General features: G+C 64.1%; 11 protein-coding genes. 9 read left to right on the top strand and 2 right to left on the bottom strand.

The features are described 5' to 3' along the window. Positions 1–86: 86 nt before the first annotated feature. The 8 genes from NGM15_RS11565 to NGM15_RS11530 all read left to right on the top strand — a co-directional run bounded on the left by NGM15_RS11565 (position 87) and on the right by NGM15_RS11530 (position 9,610). Positions 87–896 carry a chemotaxis protein CheW gene (locus tag NGM15_RS11565; protein ID WP_253430993.1) on the top strand — a complete coding sequence of 270 codons (810 nt, stop codon included), beginning with the start codon at positions 87–89 and terminating at the stop codon, positions 894–896. Positions 897–1,044: 148 nt separating this feature from the next. Next, on the top strand, positions 1,045–1,407 hold the full coding sequence (cheY, locus tag NGM15_RS11560; protein ID WP_253430991.1) for a chemotaxis protein CheY: 363 nt from the start codon (positions 1,045–1,047) through the stop codon (positions 1,405–1,407). Next, positions 1,404–2,612: a chemotaxis-specific protein-glutamate methyltransferase CheB gene (cheB, locus tag NGM15_RS11555; RefSeq protein WP_253430989.1), complete on the top strand. Its 1,209-nt coding sequence runs from the start codon at positions 1,404–1,406 to the stop codon at positions 2,610–2,612. The genes cheY and cheB overlap by 4 nt, the downstream gene beginning before the upstream one ends. Beyond that, entirely contained in the window at positions 2,605–6,294 is a 3,690-nt protein-coding gene (locus NGM15_RS11550) for a chemotaxis protein CheA (protein ID WP_253430987.1), read from the top strand. The genes cheB and NGM15_RS11550 overlap by 8 nt, the downstream gene beginning before the upstream one ends. A gap of 121 nt (positions 6,295–6,415) precedes the next feature. Beyond that, positions 6,416–7,021, top strand: a complete 606-nt coding sequence (locus tag NGM15_RS11545; protein WP_253430985.1) for a chemotaxis protein CheC — start codon at positions 6,416–6,418, stop codon at positions 7,019–7,021. Continuing rightward, positions 7,018–8,250 (top strand): chemotaxis protein CheC, encoded by a 1,233-nt coding sequence (locus tag NGM15_RS11540; protein ID WP_253430982.1) that lies wholly within the window; start codon positions 7,018–7,020, stop codon positions 8,248–8,250. The genes NGM15_RS11545 and NGM15_RS11540 overlap by 4 nt, the downstream gene beginning before the upstream one ends. Further along, positions 8,247–8,762, top strand: a complete 516-nt coding sequence (locus NGM15_RS11535; protein ID WP_253430979.1) for a chemotaxis protein CheD — start codon at positions 8,247–8,249, stop codon at positions 8,760–8,762. Before NGM15_RS11540 ends, NGM15_RS11535 begins: the two co-directional genes overlap by 4 nt. Further along, a complete protein-coding gene (locus NGM15_RS11530) occupies positions 8,759–9,610 on the top strand; it encodes a CheR family methyltransferase (protein WP_253430976.1) in 852 nt (283 codons plus the stop codon). Before NGM15_RS11535 ends, NGM15_RS11530 begins: the two co-directional genes overlap by 4 nt. 19 nt (positions 9,611–9,629) lie before the next feature. Here the strand turns inward: NGM15_RS11530 and NGM15_RS18725 are convergent, their stop codons facing one another. Further along, on the bottom strand, positions 9,630–9,761 hold the full coding sequence (locus NGM15_RS18725) for a hypothetical protein (RefSeq protein ID WP_256498858.1): 132 nt from the start codon (positions 9,759–9,761) through the stop codon (positions 9,630–9,632). Between the two features lie 385 nt (positions 9,762–10,146). After that, on the bottom strand, positions 10,147–12,528 hold the full coding sequence (locus NGM15_RS11525) for a methyl-accepting chemotaxis protein (RefSeq protein ID WP_253430973.1): 2,382 nt from the start codon (positions 12,526–12,528) through the stop codon (positions 10,147–10,149). 428 nt (positions 12,529–12,956) lie between these two features. Here NGM15_RS11525 and NGM15_RS11520 point away from each other — a divergent pair, with 428 nt between their 5' ends. Next, on the top strand, positions 12,957–14,420 hold the full coding sequence (locus NGM15_RS11520) for a hypothetical protein (RefSeq protein ID WP_253430970.1): 1,464 nt from the start codon (positions 12,957–12,959) through the stop codon (positions 14,418–14,420). Positions 14,421–14,426: the final 6 nt, after the last annotated feature.

The following is a 14,426-nucleotide window of genomic DNA, read 5'->3' as shown; positions in this document are numbered from 1 at the left end:
GACGAGCAAACTTCTCGAGCCGCCAAACTGGGGGACCCCTCGGAGAGGCAACGTTTTAGTGGTGGACTGAGATAGTCGACCAGACAATGGCTCCGGAGTTACCCGACAGACTCCTCGGGATCAGTATCGAGGACCCGAGCGAGCGACAGACGACCGACGAGACGAAGGCCAAGGAAGAAGAACGCGTCCGATTCATCTTCGTCCGACTGGGCGACCACCGCCTGGCCATCCCCGTCGACGAAGTGAAGACGGTCACAGACCCGCCGGCAGACACGAACCTCACGCGGGTGCCGCGGTCGCCGGCGGCCGTCGAAGGCCTGGTCGACCTCCGCGGGGAGATCACCGCAATCGTCGACCCTCGCGTCCACTTCCCCGTCGGGCCGGCGCCGGCCGCACAGCGACTCGTCGTGCTCGACCGACCCACCGACCAGCAATCGGCGGCGCTTCGCGTCGACGAAGTGCTCGGCGTCCACAACATCGCCGAGGACGACGTCCTGGAGCCCGACGAGGTCGAGGACCCCGGGGTTGCCGGCGGCGTCATCGAACACCCGCTCGTCTGCGGGCTCGTCGAACGTGAGCGCCGCCCGCGCCAGGAGTCGCGAACGCGGCGCAGGGATCGATCGTCGCGGTTTTCGAGGAGTCGGTCGAAGTCGGGTTCCGCTTCGGCTTCGCCCTCCTCGACGGGACGTATTTCGCGCCGCGGTTCGGCGGGTTCTGGTGCTGATGCTGGCGTGGACGCGGACGAGACCGTCGTGAGCGACGAGTTTGTCCTCGAGGACGAAGATGCCGACGAGGCGTCCAGGACGCCGTCTCGAACGGAGGCGACCATCGTGATCGAGGCGACCGGAATCCTCGACGTGCCGGCGCTTTTGTTAGCAGCCGGGGCCGAAGCGTAACAAACCCGCCGTCGAACGGCCGGTAGACCTATTCGTATTCGCCCGAAAACCCGGAGAATTCGGCCGCTGCCGTCGGTTATCACGTCTGATAATCGAGAGACAGCATTTATGGTAGTTGTATCTCTATCGGAATTTGGTGTACAATTGAATGTCGACAGGGGTGCTCATCGTAGACGACTCCCATTTTATGCGTAATCTACTGCGACAGATTCTCGAGCAGGATTACCATATCGTTGGAGAGGCGTCGAACGGCGCTGAGGCGGTAAAACTCTACAAGGAACAGAACCCCGACATCGTCATGATGGATATCGTGATGCCGAAGTGTAACGGTATCAAGGCGACCGCGGCGATCAAGAAACTCGATCCCCGGTCGCGGGTCATCATGTGTACGAGTGTCGGGCAACGAGAGAAGATGAAACTCGCCGTAAAGGCTGGTGCTGACGGCTACGTTACGAAGCCGTTCGAGGAACCAAGCGTACGGAAGGCACTGGCTGACGTCGTCGCGGCATGACGGGCGTACTCGTTGTCGACGACTCGCAGTTCATGCGAACAGTCGTCGGTAACGCGCTCGATAACGCCGGGTACGATGTACGGACCGCCGACACCGGCGAGGCGGCTATCGAGGCCGTCGCGTCGGACGACGCGATCGACGTGATCACGATGGACGTCGAAATGCCGGGAATAGGCGGCATCGAAGCCGTCGAGCGCATCATGACGCACGATCCCACGCCGATTCTCGTGCTCAGTGCCCACACGGAGGCCGGGGCGGATGCGACCCTCGAGGCGCTCGAACGCGGAGCGCTCGACGTCCTCCAGAAACCCGACGGCACGGGGACGCAGAACCTTGGTCATCTCACGGACGCCGTCGTCGCGAAGGTCGACGAGCTCTCGGCGGCCCCAGTATCGGCGCTGGCACTCGCGCGCGCGACGGCCGCGGTTACGGCGACCGAACGCCGGCAGGTGAACGCGACACAGCCGGCGAACGGCGTTCGCGCCAGTACCGGGACCGGGACCGGGACCACCGAGGTTCTCGAATCTGGAAATGCGGGCACGCTAACCGCTCGTGGTCCGTCTACCCCGCCAACGATGGACGCGCCGACCCCTGTCGACGGCACGTCCCTCGACCACCCGACCGTCGTGATCGGTGCGTCGACCGGCGGCCCGAAGATCATCGAGCAACTGCTAGCGCACCTGCCGGCCGATCTCGAGGCAAAGGTGCTGATCGTCCAGCACATGCCGGCGGATTTCACCCGGCGACTCGCCGCTCGCCTGGACACCATCAGTGTCTACGACGTGTTCGAGGCGAGCGACGGCGACCGGATCGACGCCGGCGACGTCGCCATCGCCAGAGGCGGCCAGCATCTCCGGGTCGTGAACAACGTCAACGGATCGCTCCGCGTTCGCCTCGACGACGGCGAGCGCGTTCACGGGGTCCGCCCGGCGATCGACGTGACGATGGAGACCGCCGCACAGCGCGTGGTCGATCCACTCTGTGGCGTCGTCCTGACCGGAATGGGTCGGGACGGTGCCGTGGGCATCGAGGCCATCGCCGACGCCGGCGGCCACACCATCGCCCAGGACGAGGCGACGAGCCCCGTCTTCGGTATCCCACAGCAGGCGATCCGGACGGGTCGCGTCGACGAGGTCGTTCCCGCGTCGGCGCTCGTCGATCGGATCGTCGACGCGTTCGTCACGGACGGTGAGACCGATGAGTGAGTACTGGACGGACTTTACCCAGGAGAGCGACGAACAGATCACGGAACTGAACAACTCTCTGCTCACACTAGAGCGAGAACCGGACGACGACGATGCGATGGAGGCCATCTTTCGGACCGCACACACCCTCAAGGGGAACTGCGGCGCGATGGGGCTCGCCCGCGCGAGCGACCTCGCACACGCCATCGAGGACCTCCTCGATGCCGTCCGACGGGACGCCCTCGAGATCACGCCCGAGGTCATGGATGCCATCTTCGACGGCGTCGACGAACTCGAGGCGATGCTCGACGAAGCGCCCCCGAACGGCGAAATCGATCGCGATCCGGCGGCGAAGATCGAGACGCTCCGAAGTTTTCTGGACGATTCGACGACGAGGGCGAGGACGAGCGGGGACGTTTCGGCGCCAACGAAGGCCGAAATCGACGGCATCCTGGCCCGATTCGAGCCCCCGAAAGACGCCGACCACGACGCGTTTCTCGTTCGACTCGCGATCACCGACGGCGAGGGAGTCAACAACGGTCAACTCGTCGTCGAGGCGCTCGTCGACGCGTTCGATCTCGTCGGCACCGATCCTTCGCGTGAAGCGATCGAAAACGCCGAGTACGGCGCTGGATTCGACGCCGTATTCGGAAGTGCCGTTGGCAAGGACGCGATTAGCGCGGCCCTCGAGCCGGTCGACGCCGTCGAGGCGTTCGAGATCGTCGAGGTGACCGATCGGTTCGCGTCGAGCAGCGATCCGTCCCCAGCCAGTGAACCCGACGAGGCGCTTGCCGCAGACGATCCCGTCGAGGACCTGTCCTCGAACGACGCACAGAACCTCTCGGTCGACGAACTGCTCGACGAGTTCGACGAGTTCGACGACCTGGACGCGATGGTCGAGGAGGTCGAGGGCGAGGACCTCGATGCGTTCGACGCGATGGGTGATGCAGGGTCGTTCGACGACTTGCTCGGCGAGTCGACGTCGGCGGATGCCTCACTGGAAGGGGACACCGACGATTCGGAGGCCGAATCGGTCTCTGCCGACGGGGCAATCGCCGCCGAGCCATCGGATGCGGAATCCGCGAGCGGTGGCGGTGTAGACGATAGCGAAGACGTGGCCGACGCTGGCGACGCCGACGACGCCAGCGCGGTGTTCGCCGAACTCAAAAACGAGGTCGAGATGGTCGGCTTCGACGAACTCCAGGACGAACTCGAGGAACTCGAGTTCGACGAGTACGACAGTGACGACGAGGTCGACATGGACGAGCTGCTCGGCGACGACGTCGACGTCGACGACAACAGTTTCCTCGAGGTCGAAGACGAGTTCGGGGCCGAGTTTAACGACGAGTTCGATGACGAGTTCGACGACGAATTTGACGACGTGAACCTCGAGAGCGACGCCGAGGGCGTGGAAGGTACGCACGTCGATAGCGAGGTGACAGCCGCCGAGTCGTCCGACCTGGACGACGCTCCGTTGGAGCTGTCGTCGGATGCGGGTGCAGAATCGGATGCGGATGCGGATACAGAGGCGGAGACGGATTCGACACCGGCTGACGCCGACGACTCGATCGTCCCAACTGACGACTCGATCGTCCCAACTGACGACGACTTCGAGGCGTTCGCGTTCGACGACGCGGACCTGGACCCGGACCTGGACGACAGTCCCGCGGAGCAAGCCGCCGAGGCGTCCGGCGCCGACTCGCTCGAACCGCGAACGACGGACGCCGAGGGGGCCGACGAACTCGAGGAGGATGACGTTGCCGCCCTCGACGGCGTCGACTTCGGTGAAACCGACGATGAGGCGGCCGATTTCGAATTGGATTCCGACGCCGATTCCGTTGCCGACGATCAGGGAGCGAACCTGGACGTCGAGGGCGTTGCTCTCGATGACGATGATCTGGACCTCGAAGACGACCTGGACCTCGAAGACGACCTGAACCTCGAGACGCCCAACCGGGACGAGGCCGCAGACGACTTCGCGGTCGACTTCGGCTTCGATCCGGTCGACGACCCGGCACTCGAGGACGAACAGGACGCCTCGTTCGACGAGTCGGCGCTCGACGTGGACGTCGATGAAGACCACGACCACGACCTGGACGGGGACCTCGAGACGCCGGACGATACCGCGTTCGTCGACGACCAGCCGGCACCGACGGCGTTCGACGCGGACGACGCGGACGACGCGTACGCGTTCGAGGACGACGCTGGACTCGAGGCTCCCGTACTGGACGACGGTTCCGCCGATGAGTTCGACGAACTCGACGAAACGGCCGCCGCGGGCGACTCGTTCGGTGGTGCCGAATTCGAGAATGCTGGCGGTGTCGACGACTTCGAGGACGCGGACGACCTCGACATTGATGCCGTCGATTCCGCTCCAGGGGACGGCCTCGCGGCCGGCGCAGACGCGTCGAGCGCCGCTGCGTTCGGCGCTGCAGAAAACAGAGACGCCGGGAGCGCTACCGGCGAGGAATCGGATCGCGTCTACGAGGACGCTCCGGCGATGCCGATTCCTGACGTTGGCGTGCCCGAAACGGACGAGGAGGCGGATTCGGAATCCAACGCCGACCAGGCGCAGTCGATTCGCGTCGACATCGATCAGGTCGACACGCTCCTCAACCTCGTCGAGGGGCTCGTCACCGCTCGTGTCCGCCTCCGTCACACCATCGAGCAGGACGACGACCCGAAAACGCTGCGTCGCGAACTCGACGACCTGGACGACATCACGGCCGAACTCCAGGAGACGGTGATGGACGTCCGACTGGTCCCCCTCGAGACGGTCGCCAACCGATTGCCCCGGACGGTTCGGGACATCGCGCGCGACCAGGACAAGGCGGTCGCCTTCGAGACCGAGGGCGAGTCGGTCGAACTCGACCGCAGTATCCTCGACCGGATCGGCGACCCACTGATCCACCTGGTTCGAAACGCGGTCGACCACGGTATCGAGGCGCCGTCGGTCCGCGAAGAGGCCGGAAAACCCCGCGAGGGGACGGTCCGACTCACGGCCGAACGAGCCCGCGACCGCGTGAAGATTCGGATTCACGACGACGGTCGCGGCCTCGACGCCGAGGAGTTACGCGAGGCGGCGGTCGACGCCGACGTCCTGGCAGCCGAGGAGGCCGCGGACCTGGACGACGAGGAGGTCTACGACCTGGTGTTCCACCCCGGCCTCTCGACGGCAACGGAAGTGACGGACGTGAGCGGCCGTGGCGTCGGGATGGACGTCGTCAAGCGGACGATCGAAGATCTCGACGGCACTGTCTCCGTCGACAGCGACCCCGGCGAGGGGACGACGATCACGATGGAACTCCCCGTGACGGTCGCCATCGCCGACGTCCTGTTCTTCGAGATCGGCGGCGAGGAGTTCGGCGTCCCGATCAAGGCCGTCCAGGACATCGACGACGCGCGAATCGTCGAGACGGTCGACGGCAATCCGGTGATTCCCTCGGGCGACTCGTCCGTTCCCGTCGTGGAACTCGCCGAGCGACTCGAGACGCCGGAGTCGTCCGACCTCGACGACGGAATGGTGATCCGAATTCGGGACGACGTCCGATCGGTCGCCCTTCACTGCGACGTCGTCCACGGGCAACAGGAGGTCGTCATCAAGCCGTTCGAGGGGTTCATGAGTGGGCTTCCGGGTTTGAGTGGGGCGACAGTTCGCGGTCGGGGGGAAGTGGTTACGATCCTCGACGTCAATACACTATGAGCATGCACACCCACATCCATATCGAGAGTGACGGACGGTCGGGCGAGAACCCCCACTCGACGGAGACACCGATGACGGACACGAGAACGAACTCGACAACGCACACGGAGGTACCTAATCTATGACGATGATGGTCGACATTCGGAAGCTGAGCTTTATCAACGAAATGGCGAAGGTCGGAACGAACGGCGTCGCCGACAACATGAGCAAACTGACCGGCGAAGACGCCCAGATGGAGGTCACGAAGACGAACTTCATCGACGTCGACGACATCCAGAGCCAGCTCGAGCCGGGCAAGCGCGTCGGCGTCCGGGTCCGGTTGCTCGACCCGCCACACGGTCACATCCTCATCCTCTTCCCCGAGGCGAGCGCGAAGAAGATCACCGCGATCATGCTTCGGGACGTCGTCGACGACATGTCGAACGTCTCCGGGAAGATGGCCCGAAGCGCCGTCGAGGAGATGGGCAACATGATGGCCAGCGGGTTCATCGACGGCTGGGCCGACGTGCTCGGGCGCGCGATCGACATCGCCGCCCCACAACTCGTCTACGCGCCGGCCGGCGACATCGTGGTTCGAACGGCCGGGCTTGGCGGGGACGACCTCGCGCTCTTCTTCGACTCCGATCTCTCGGTGCCGAGCTACCAGATCGAGGCCGAAATCTACGCCTTCCCGGAACTCGAGGAGTTCGTCGAGATGGTCAACGGCATCGATGTGCACCCCGCATGAAACTCGACGTCAACGCCCTCGGTACGTTCTACCGGATGGCCCGTGAGGGCGCCGGGCTGGCGGCCGGTCGGCTGACGAAGATGACCGGCGTCGAGACACAAGTCGGCGTCACGAAGCTCAACTTCATGCGCGGCGAGGAGATTCGCCACGACTTCGAGGACGGCACCGAGAAGGTCGGAATTCGCGTCAAACTCAGCGGCGGCCTCGACGGTCACTCGGTCGTCGTCTTCGATCGCAACAGCGCGCTCCGCATCGTCGAGATGCTGATCGCCGAGGCCGACGTCGAGGAGTTCGACGAGATGAGCATGAGCGCCGCCACCGAGGTCGGCCAGGTGATGAACAGCGGGTTCATCGACGGCTGGGCCGACGTGCTCGAGACCGTGATCGACGTCTCGACGCCGCAGTTCATCGAGGGGGCGACCGCCGAGCCCTTCTTCGGCGACATCGACGAGGCTCCTGGCGAGGGGGACATGGCCCTACTCTTCCAGAGTCACATCAACGCCGTCGGCACCGAACTCAGTTTTAGCCACTACCTGTTCCCCGCTCGCGACTCCATGGCGAGCCTGCTCGAGCGACTGCGCACCAGCGACGGGATCGAGTACGACAAACTCGACGGCTTCGACCGGATGGCCGAGCAGGGCGCCGAGGAGGTAGCGAAGACGGCGACGACGCTCACCGGCATCGAGACGAGCGTCGAGATTCGACGCCTGAACTTCGTCTCGCTCGAGGCTATTCCCGCGTCCGTCCCGAACGAGCGTCTCGTCGGGGTCGCCTTCGAGTTCGACGGCACGCCGAGTGGGTACCTCCTGTTCCTGTTCGACGAGGAGTCTGCACACGAGATCGTCGACGCGATGGTGCCGATGGAGACCGACGACGAGGAAGGATTCGGCGAGATGGAGCGAAGCGCCATCACGGAACTCGGGAACATCATGGCCAGTGGCTTCCTGGACGGCTGGGCGAACGTCCTCGACACGACGATCGATCACTCGCCGCCGGAGTTCATCCACGACATCGGCGCCGCCGCCATCGACCCCGTCATCATCCAGTTGGGCGAGAACCAGGAGTTCGCGTTCGTCTTCGACACCCAGGTGATGGCCGACGGGCGCGAGTTCGACTGTGACATCTACGCCATCCCCGACGAGCGTGACCTGGAACGCGCGCTGAACGACCTCGACGTCGACCGCATCGAGGAGACGCCGACGACGGCCGAATTCGGAGACGTAGAATGAAGACGTACGGAACCGAACCAGGGGTCCCCGAACCGGTGCAGGTCGGTATCTCGGAACTCGTCGTCAGCGAGGGCGAGGACACGCTGAAATCCTACGGACTGGGTTCGTGTCTCGCCGTCGCGCTGTACGATCCGGACTCCGACATCGGCGGCCTTGCACACGTCATGCTCCCGGACGGTGACACTGCCGACAATAGCGACGTCAAGCCCGGGAAGTACGCCGACACGGCCATCCGGGCCCTCCTGCGACGGATGGTCGAACGCGGTGCCAGCTACACCTCCGTCGAGGCCAAGATCGCCGGCGGGAGCGACATGTTCCAGTTCGAGAGCTTCGGTGACGGCGTCGGCCAGCGAAACGTCGACGCCGCGAAGGTCGAACTCGAGAAACTCGGCGTCCCCCTGATCGCCGAGGACGTCGGCGGGAAACACGGTCGGACGGTTGAATTCACTCCCGGCACCGGCACACTTATCGTTCGGACGGCCAACGGTGAGCACGGAGTGACCGAGTTGTGAGCACCGACCCGGCGTTCGAACGCCTCCTCGAGTACGTCGAGGCGGAGCTGGCTTTCGCGACGAGCCACTACAACACGAGTTACCTCGACCGGCGGGTTTCCTCGCGGATGCGCCGAACCGGCAGTGACAGCTACGAGGAGTACTTCGAGTTGCTGCGGTCGGAGACGGACGAACAGCGGGCGCTGCTCGACTCGCTGAGCATCAACGTCACCGGCTTCTTTCGCAACCCCGACGTCTGGGAGGGGATTCGCGACGTGCTCCGGACGCTGACCGAGCACCACGAGAGCGTACACATCTGGAGCGCCGCGTGTGCCGACGGCCGCGAACCGTACTCGCTGTCGATGCTCGCCCACGACGACGACAAGATCGACGAATCGTCGATCCACATCCTCGCGACCGACATCAGCGAACCGGCCCTCGAAACCGCGCGCGAACGGACGTATACCGAGTCCAGGACGGTCGACCTCGGCGACCAGCTCGAGTTTTTGAACGACTACCACCGGTACGTCGACCACGACCCGTCGAACGAAACCTACCGGGTGTGTGAGTCCGTCGCCCGGCCGATCACGTTCGAGCGACACGACCTCATCAACGGCGAGGCGAAGTCCGGGTTCGACCTCGTGATCTGCCGAAACCTGTTTATCTACATCGACAACGCGTACAAGCAGTCGATGCTCGAGACCATCGGCCGATCGCTTCGGGCCGACGGCTACCTCGTCATCGGCAAGGCCGAGACGATTCCGCCGACGCTCAAGTCCGCGTTCGCGATTACCGACGGCAGACTTCGAATCTACCAGCGAGAGGGTTCTTCGGTGGGTGTTTCGATGAATTCCGAGTCGACCAACTGATCTCCCGTTCTCGTGGCGGCTACCGAAGCAACGTCCGGACCGACTGCTTCGTCTCGACGAACGCCTCGTCGTCGATCGATCGTGATCGCTCGAGGTCGACGGATACGAGGTCGCGATTCTGGCCGGGCTCGGTGTCTTGACGACGATTCATCGGAAGAGCGTGACCGCCGCCTCGACGTCGTCGGTGACGAGGGTGACCGATTACCGTTCCGTCTGACTGCTGGGACCGATGGGTGCATTGTTCTAACGACTACTGTCGTCCTCCTCACGGAGGTAAAGCCGTCCGACGAGTCGTCACCGTCGTGGTCGTCGTGTGGCGCAGTGTCGTCCGCCTCTGCCGTCGGCTTTGTCGGCGTCGACTCGCTGGTTCTCGGGGACTTGGACGCATGCTCGACGATTCACGTGCCGGCTCGTCCTCGAGCAATGGATCCTTATCCGGTCTCGGGAAGCGACGTCGAGGCGGCGAAAAACGACGAAAGATAACGAGAACGAAACAGAAAAACGGCGATTCGATGCAGACTCGATTATCGAGCCGCTCAGGAGCTGTTACCGAACGTGAACATGTCGTCGCTATCGTCTGATTCGTCGTCGCCGTCGCCGTCGTCGGCTTCGACTTCCGACTCGAGTGCCAGCGTCGACTCGTTTACGCCCGCCGAGTCGACGGAATCGACGTCGTCGGTCTCGCCGCCGTCGCCCGCTCCATCGCCGCCCGCTCCGCTTCCGGCCCCGATCTCGACGGGGTTCGATTCTTCGGTCTGTTGCTCAGACTGGTCGGTAGCTGGCGCATCCGTCACCGACGGGGTCGCGTCGTCGAACGCGATTGCCTCGCTCTCGAGGTCGTCGACGCCCCCAGACTCGAGCGCCGGCTGGGCGTTGGTGTCGAACCGGTCGAGGGCCTCCGAGAGCTGTGCTGCCTGGTTCGCGAGGTCGCTCGCGCTACGGGAGACCTCGGTCAGGGCCGTGGTCTGCTCTTCGGCCGCGGCAGCGACGTTCTCGCTCTCGGCGGTAGTCTCCTCGGAGATCGTCGCAGCCTCGTCGACCATCGAGACGACTTCCTGAGTCGACGCCGCCTGTTCCTCGCTCGCCGCCGAAATCTCCTGGACGCCCACGTTGGTCTCGCCGGCGTAGTCGGCGATCTCGTCCAGCGCGTTGGCCGCCCGCTGCACCGAGTCGGTGTGTTCGGCCACCCGGTCGCTGGTCAACTGCACCTCGGTCGCCGTCTGCTCGGTCTGGTTCTGGATCGCCTCGAGTCGCTCCTCGATGTCTTCGGCCGCCGTCTTCGTCTCCTCGGCCAGTTCCTTGACCTCGCCGGCGACCACGGAGAACCCTTCACCGGAGTCGCCCGAGCGAGCGGCCTCGATGTTGGCGTTCAGCGCCAGCATGTTGGTCTGTTCGGCGACCTCGGTGATGAACTCGATGAGTTCGTCGATCTGTTCCATCTCCGCCTCGAGTCGTTCGATCTCTTCGACTGCGGACTGAGACTCGGATTCGATCTCGGCCATGCCCTCGATGGCGTCCTCGGCGGCATCACGCCCGCGCTTGCCCGTCTGGGCGGTGCGTTCGGCGATGTCGGCAACCTGATTCGAGGAGGCCGCGATCTGCTCGATCGTGGTCGAGAGGCCGTTCATCTCGTGGTTCACCGACTGGAGGCTCTGGTTCTGGCGCTCGGCACCGTCGGAAATCTCCTGGACGGATTCGGTGACCTGTTCGCTGGCGGAGCGAACCTCCTCGCTCGAGGCGGTGACCTGCTCGCTGGCGGTCGCCACGTCCGTCGCGAAGGCCTTGACGCCGGCAGTCGTCTCCTCGAGTTCGGCGACCATCGCGTTGAACTCGAGGGCGATGTCCTGCATCGCCTCGTTGTCGGTGTCGGCGTTCATCCGGGCGGTGAGGTCGCCCTCGGCGGTCTCTTGCATGACTGCGCGGTACTCGTCGGCTTTCGCCTCGAGGTGGCGGTTGATCGCCTCGGTCTCCGCGCGGGCCTGTTCGGCTTCCTCGCGGGCGTCCTGGGCGTTCTGGATCTGGTTCTTCAGCGAGTCGCGCATGGTGGCGAATCCGGCGTAGAGCCGACCGATGCTGTCGACGCGCTGGGTCTCGAACTCGACGTCGAGGTCGCCTTCTTCCATTCGCTCGGCTTTCGTCGTGAGTCGGTCGATCGAACGCGAGGTGTTGCGCCCGATGACGCCGCCGATGAGCATCACGAACAGGATGCCGCCGATGGAGGCGTAGATGCCGTACTGTTGAACGTCCTGTACGAAGCCGAAGGCCTCGGACTCGGGCGTGTGGATGACGACGAGGAACGGGCTGTCCTCGGTGACGCGAGCCGCCGCGCCGATGTACGGTTCGTTTCCGTAATCGCTGCCAACGGCGGACGCGAGTGCGTCGTTCGGCTCGTCGATAGAGAAGTGCTCGCCCTTGAGCCCGACTGCACTGAGGTTAAAGTCCTTCGTCGAGTACTCCTCGAGGTAGACGTTTTCGCTTGGGTCCATGACGACCTGGGCGTCGCCGTCGCCGGTCTCCATGACGATGAACGAGATTCGACCCTCGTTTTCGTTGTGGATCATCTCATCAGTGTACGCGCCGATCTCGAGGGAGGAGACCATGAACTCGTTTTTCCCATCGACACTCGTGATGTAACTCAACACGAGCGTCCCATCGGACGCGACGTGTGGCACGATCGCAACCTTGGTGTTGAGGCTCGAAACCCGCTGGCCGAAAGCTTCGCCTCCAGATTTGAGCGGGTCATCGTTGCTCTCGTAGTGAGGCTCGATCCTGGCGAACTCCGCTGCCCAGGTAATTTCACCATTTTCGGGGCTGTGGTCTCGTGCGATCTCTGCAGGAGCCTTCCCGCTAATGTCTCCCACCGTGCTGTGGGTGACGTTGTTGTTGAGGTCGACGTAGTGGACGCTATGGGCTGACATCGAGTTTCGTGCACCTAGCAACTCTCCTGTTTCACCCGTCGTCAGCGTCGCTTCAGCCGATTTGTGTGCCTGTACGTTCAACTGGTTCCACTTGTCGACGTTCCGAGCCTCCTGTTGTGCCAACTCTGCGGAATCGTTCTGCACCTGCGACTGTACTTCATTTGCGATTTGATTCGTCCCCAGATACCCCATTGCCCCCACAGACAGACCGATGACGAGAAGCACGATAGCGAACTTGAGTGCATATCGCCGTCTGATGAATTTGGGAATGACTTTTCGGACCGGGCCTAACATACGGTCATAGACAGGTATCACCCACAATAAATCCTCTCCCGTGATTATCACGACTGAGAACAGGTCACCTCCGAACAGTGTCGTTTAAGTTGTCACCCCGGGATACCTACCCGAGTATCCTCCACTGAGCGCACATGTCTACCCACCGCCTCGAGACGTTCGTTACCCGGATACAGCTCCTGTGTGAAGCCGCGCCGCCGGAGACGCTCGCCGAAACGACGCCGATCGTCGACATGCTGCTGAGCGCCCTCGGCTGGGACACCATCCAGGACTGCCGGCGAAACGTCCCGGTGGTGGGAACCACACTCGAGTACGTCTGTTCGATCGAGGCGACCCCCGCGCTGTTCGTGGCCGTCGATCCGGCGAGCGCGTTCCCCTCGAGCGATCGTCTCTCGGCGCTCGGGACGTGCCTCGTCAAAACCGGGGTCGATCGAGCGATCTACACCGACGGCCGCGAGGCGGTGTTACTCGCTGGAACGGACTCGATCGACACCCGCCGTTGCGACCTTCGCCGCCGGGAGACGCTCGAGCCATTGCTCGAACATTACCAGCGACGGGCGCTCGAGCGGCGCCTCGGGCGCCACTCCAGAGCGACCGTCGCCCGCCGGCTAGCCGTCGAGCGCGCGGCGGTGCGAGAATCGCTCGTCGGCGACCTCGAAGTGGTCACCGGGGCGGCCTACACCGACGAACTGGAAGCCGCCGTCGACCGACTGCTCGAACACCTGGTCGATTCGTTCTCGGGGACCGGAACCGGGTCCGTATCCGTGTCCAGGAACGTCGACGCCGGGGTGCCGACGTTCGAGGGCGAAGACGAGGATGAGGCCGAGGGCGAGGGTGAAAGCGAGAGCGAGAGTGAGAGCGAGAACACCGATTCGTCGACTCGAGAACGCGTTCAGTATCGCGACCGGTTCCTGGACGGTCCTTCCGACGAGCGAGGTGACTTGCGGTCGCGTTCCTCGTTACACGGTCGGTCGACCGATTCGGCCCACGACCGGTCGACTGATTCGGCTCACGACCGGTCGACCGACTCGTCGACTCGAATCGACACTGGCGACACCGGTGACTCCGACGAGGCCTCCAGCGTCGGCGTCGGCGTCGGCGTCGGCGACGGTGATGATGATAGTGGTGGTGACAGCCAGGATGGCGATAGTGACGCCAGCGACGATGACAGTCAGGATAGCGATGATAACGCCAGCAACGGTGACAGTGAAGACGACGCCGGTGACGGCAACGATCACAGTCAGGATAGCGAATACGTCGCTCGATTCTTCGCCGACCACGGTTCGATCGGGGCGATCGGCCACGGTTCCTCGACAGGGGCACTCGTCCACGCCACCGAGTTCCTCCTGGAGCGGGGGCTCTCGGGCGTCCGCGTTCCGTGGCCCGAATCGGAGCCGGAGACCCACGACACCGACGGCGTCCTGGATCTCCCGGTTCTCGTCGGCCAGGACGGTGCAACACGCCTCCCGCGGAGTCGGCAACTCTCGAACGGCTATTACCTCAATACCGCGGGTTCCTCGACCGACCACGCCGACCGAGTCGAGGCGCTCGGCGCTCGCGCGGGGTATCGGGTGATGTTGACGGGCGACTGGAAGTGAGTAGTA

Source organism: Natronosalvus halobius (genome assembly GCF_024138145.1).
GTDB lineage: Archaea > Halobacteriota > Halobacteria > Halobacteriales > Natrialbaceae > Natronosalvus > Natronosalvus halobius.
This window is presented reverse-complemented; position numbering and strand designations above follow the sequence as displayed.

What these genes read in the sequence shown, in the direction of transcription:
- NGM15_RS18725 (WP_256498858.1), bottom strand. Translation starts at nt 9,761, where the DNA reads ATGAATCGTCGTCAAGACACCGAGCCCGGCCAGAATCGCGACCTCGTA.
- NGM15_RS11550 (WP_253430987.1), top strand. Translation starts at nt 2,605, where the DNA reads ATGAGTGAGTACTGGACGGACTTTACCCAGGAGAGCGACGAACAGATC.
- NGM15_RS11565 (WP_253430993.1), top strand. Translation starts at nt 87, where the DNA reads ATGGCTCCGGAGTTACCCGACAGACTCCTCGGGATCAGTATCGAGGAC.
- NGM15_RS11535 (WP_253430979.1), top strand. Translation starts at nt 8,247, where the DNA reads ATGAAGACGTACGGAACCGAACCAGGGGTCCCCGAACCGGTGCAGGTC.
- NGM15_RS11545 (WP_253430985.1), top strand. Translation starts at nt 6,416, where the DNA reads ATGACGATGATGGTCGACATTCGGAAGCTGAGCTTTATCAACGAAATG.
- cheB (WP_253430989.1), top strand. Translation starts at nt 1,404, where the DNA reads ATGACGGGCGTACTCGTTGTCGACGACTCGCAGTTCATGCGAACAGTC.
- NGM15_RS11520 (WP_253430970.1), top strand. Translation starts at nt 12,957, where the DNA reads ATGTCTACCCACCGCCTCGAGACGTTCGTTACCCGGATACAGCTCCTG.
- NGM15_RS11525 (WP_253430973.1), bottom strand. Translation starts at nt 12,528, where the DNA reads ATGTCAGCCCATAGCGTCCACTACGTCGACCTCAACAACAACGTCACC.
- cheY (WP_253430991.1), top strand. Translation starts at nt 1,045, where the DNA reads ATGTCGACAGGGGTGCTCATCGTAGACGACTCCCATTTTATGCGTAAT.
- NGM15_RS11540 (WP_253430982.1), top strand. Translation starts at nt 7,018, where the DNA reads ATGAAACTCGACGTCAACGCCCTCGGTACGTTCTACCGGATGGCCCGT.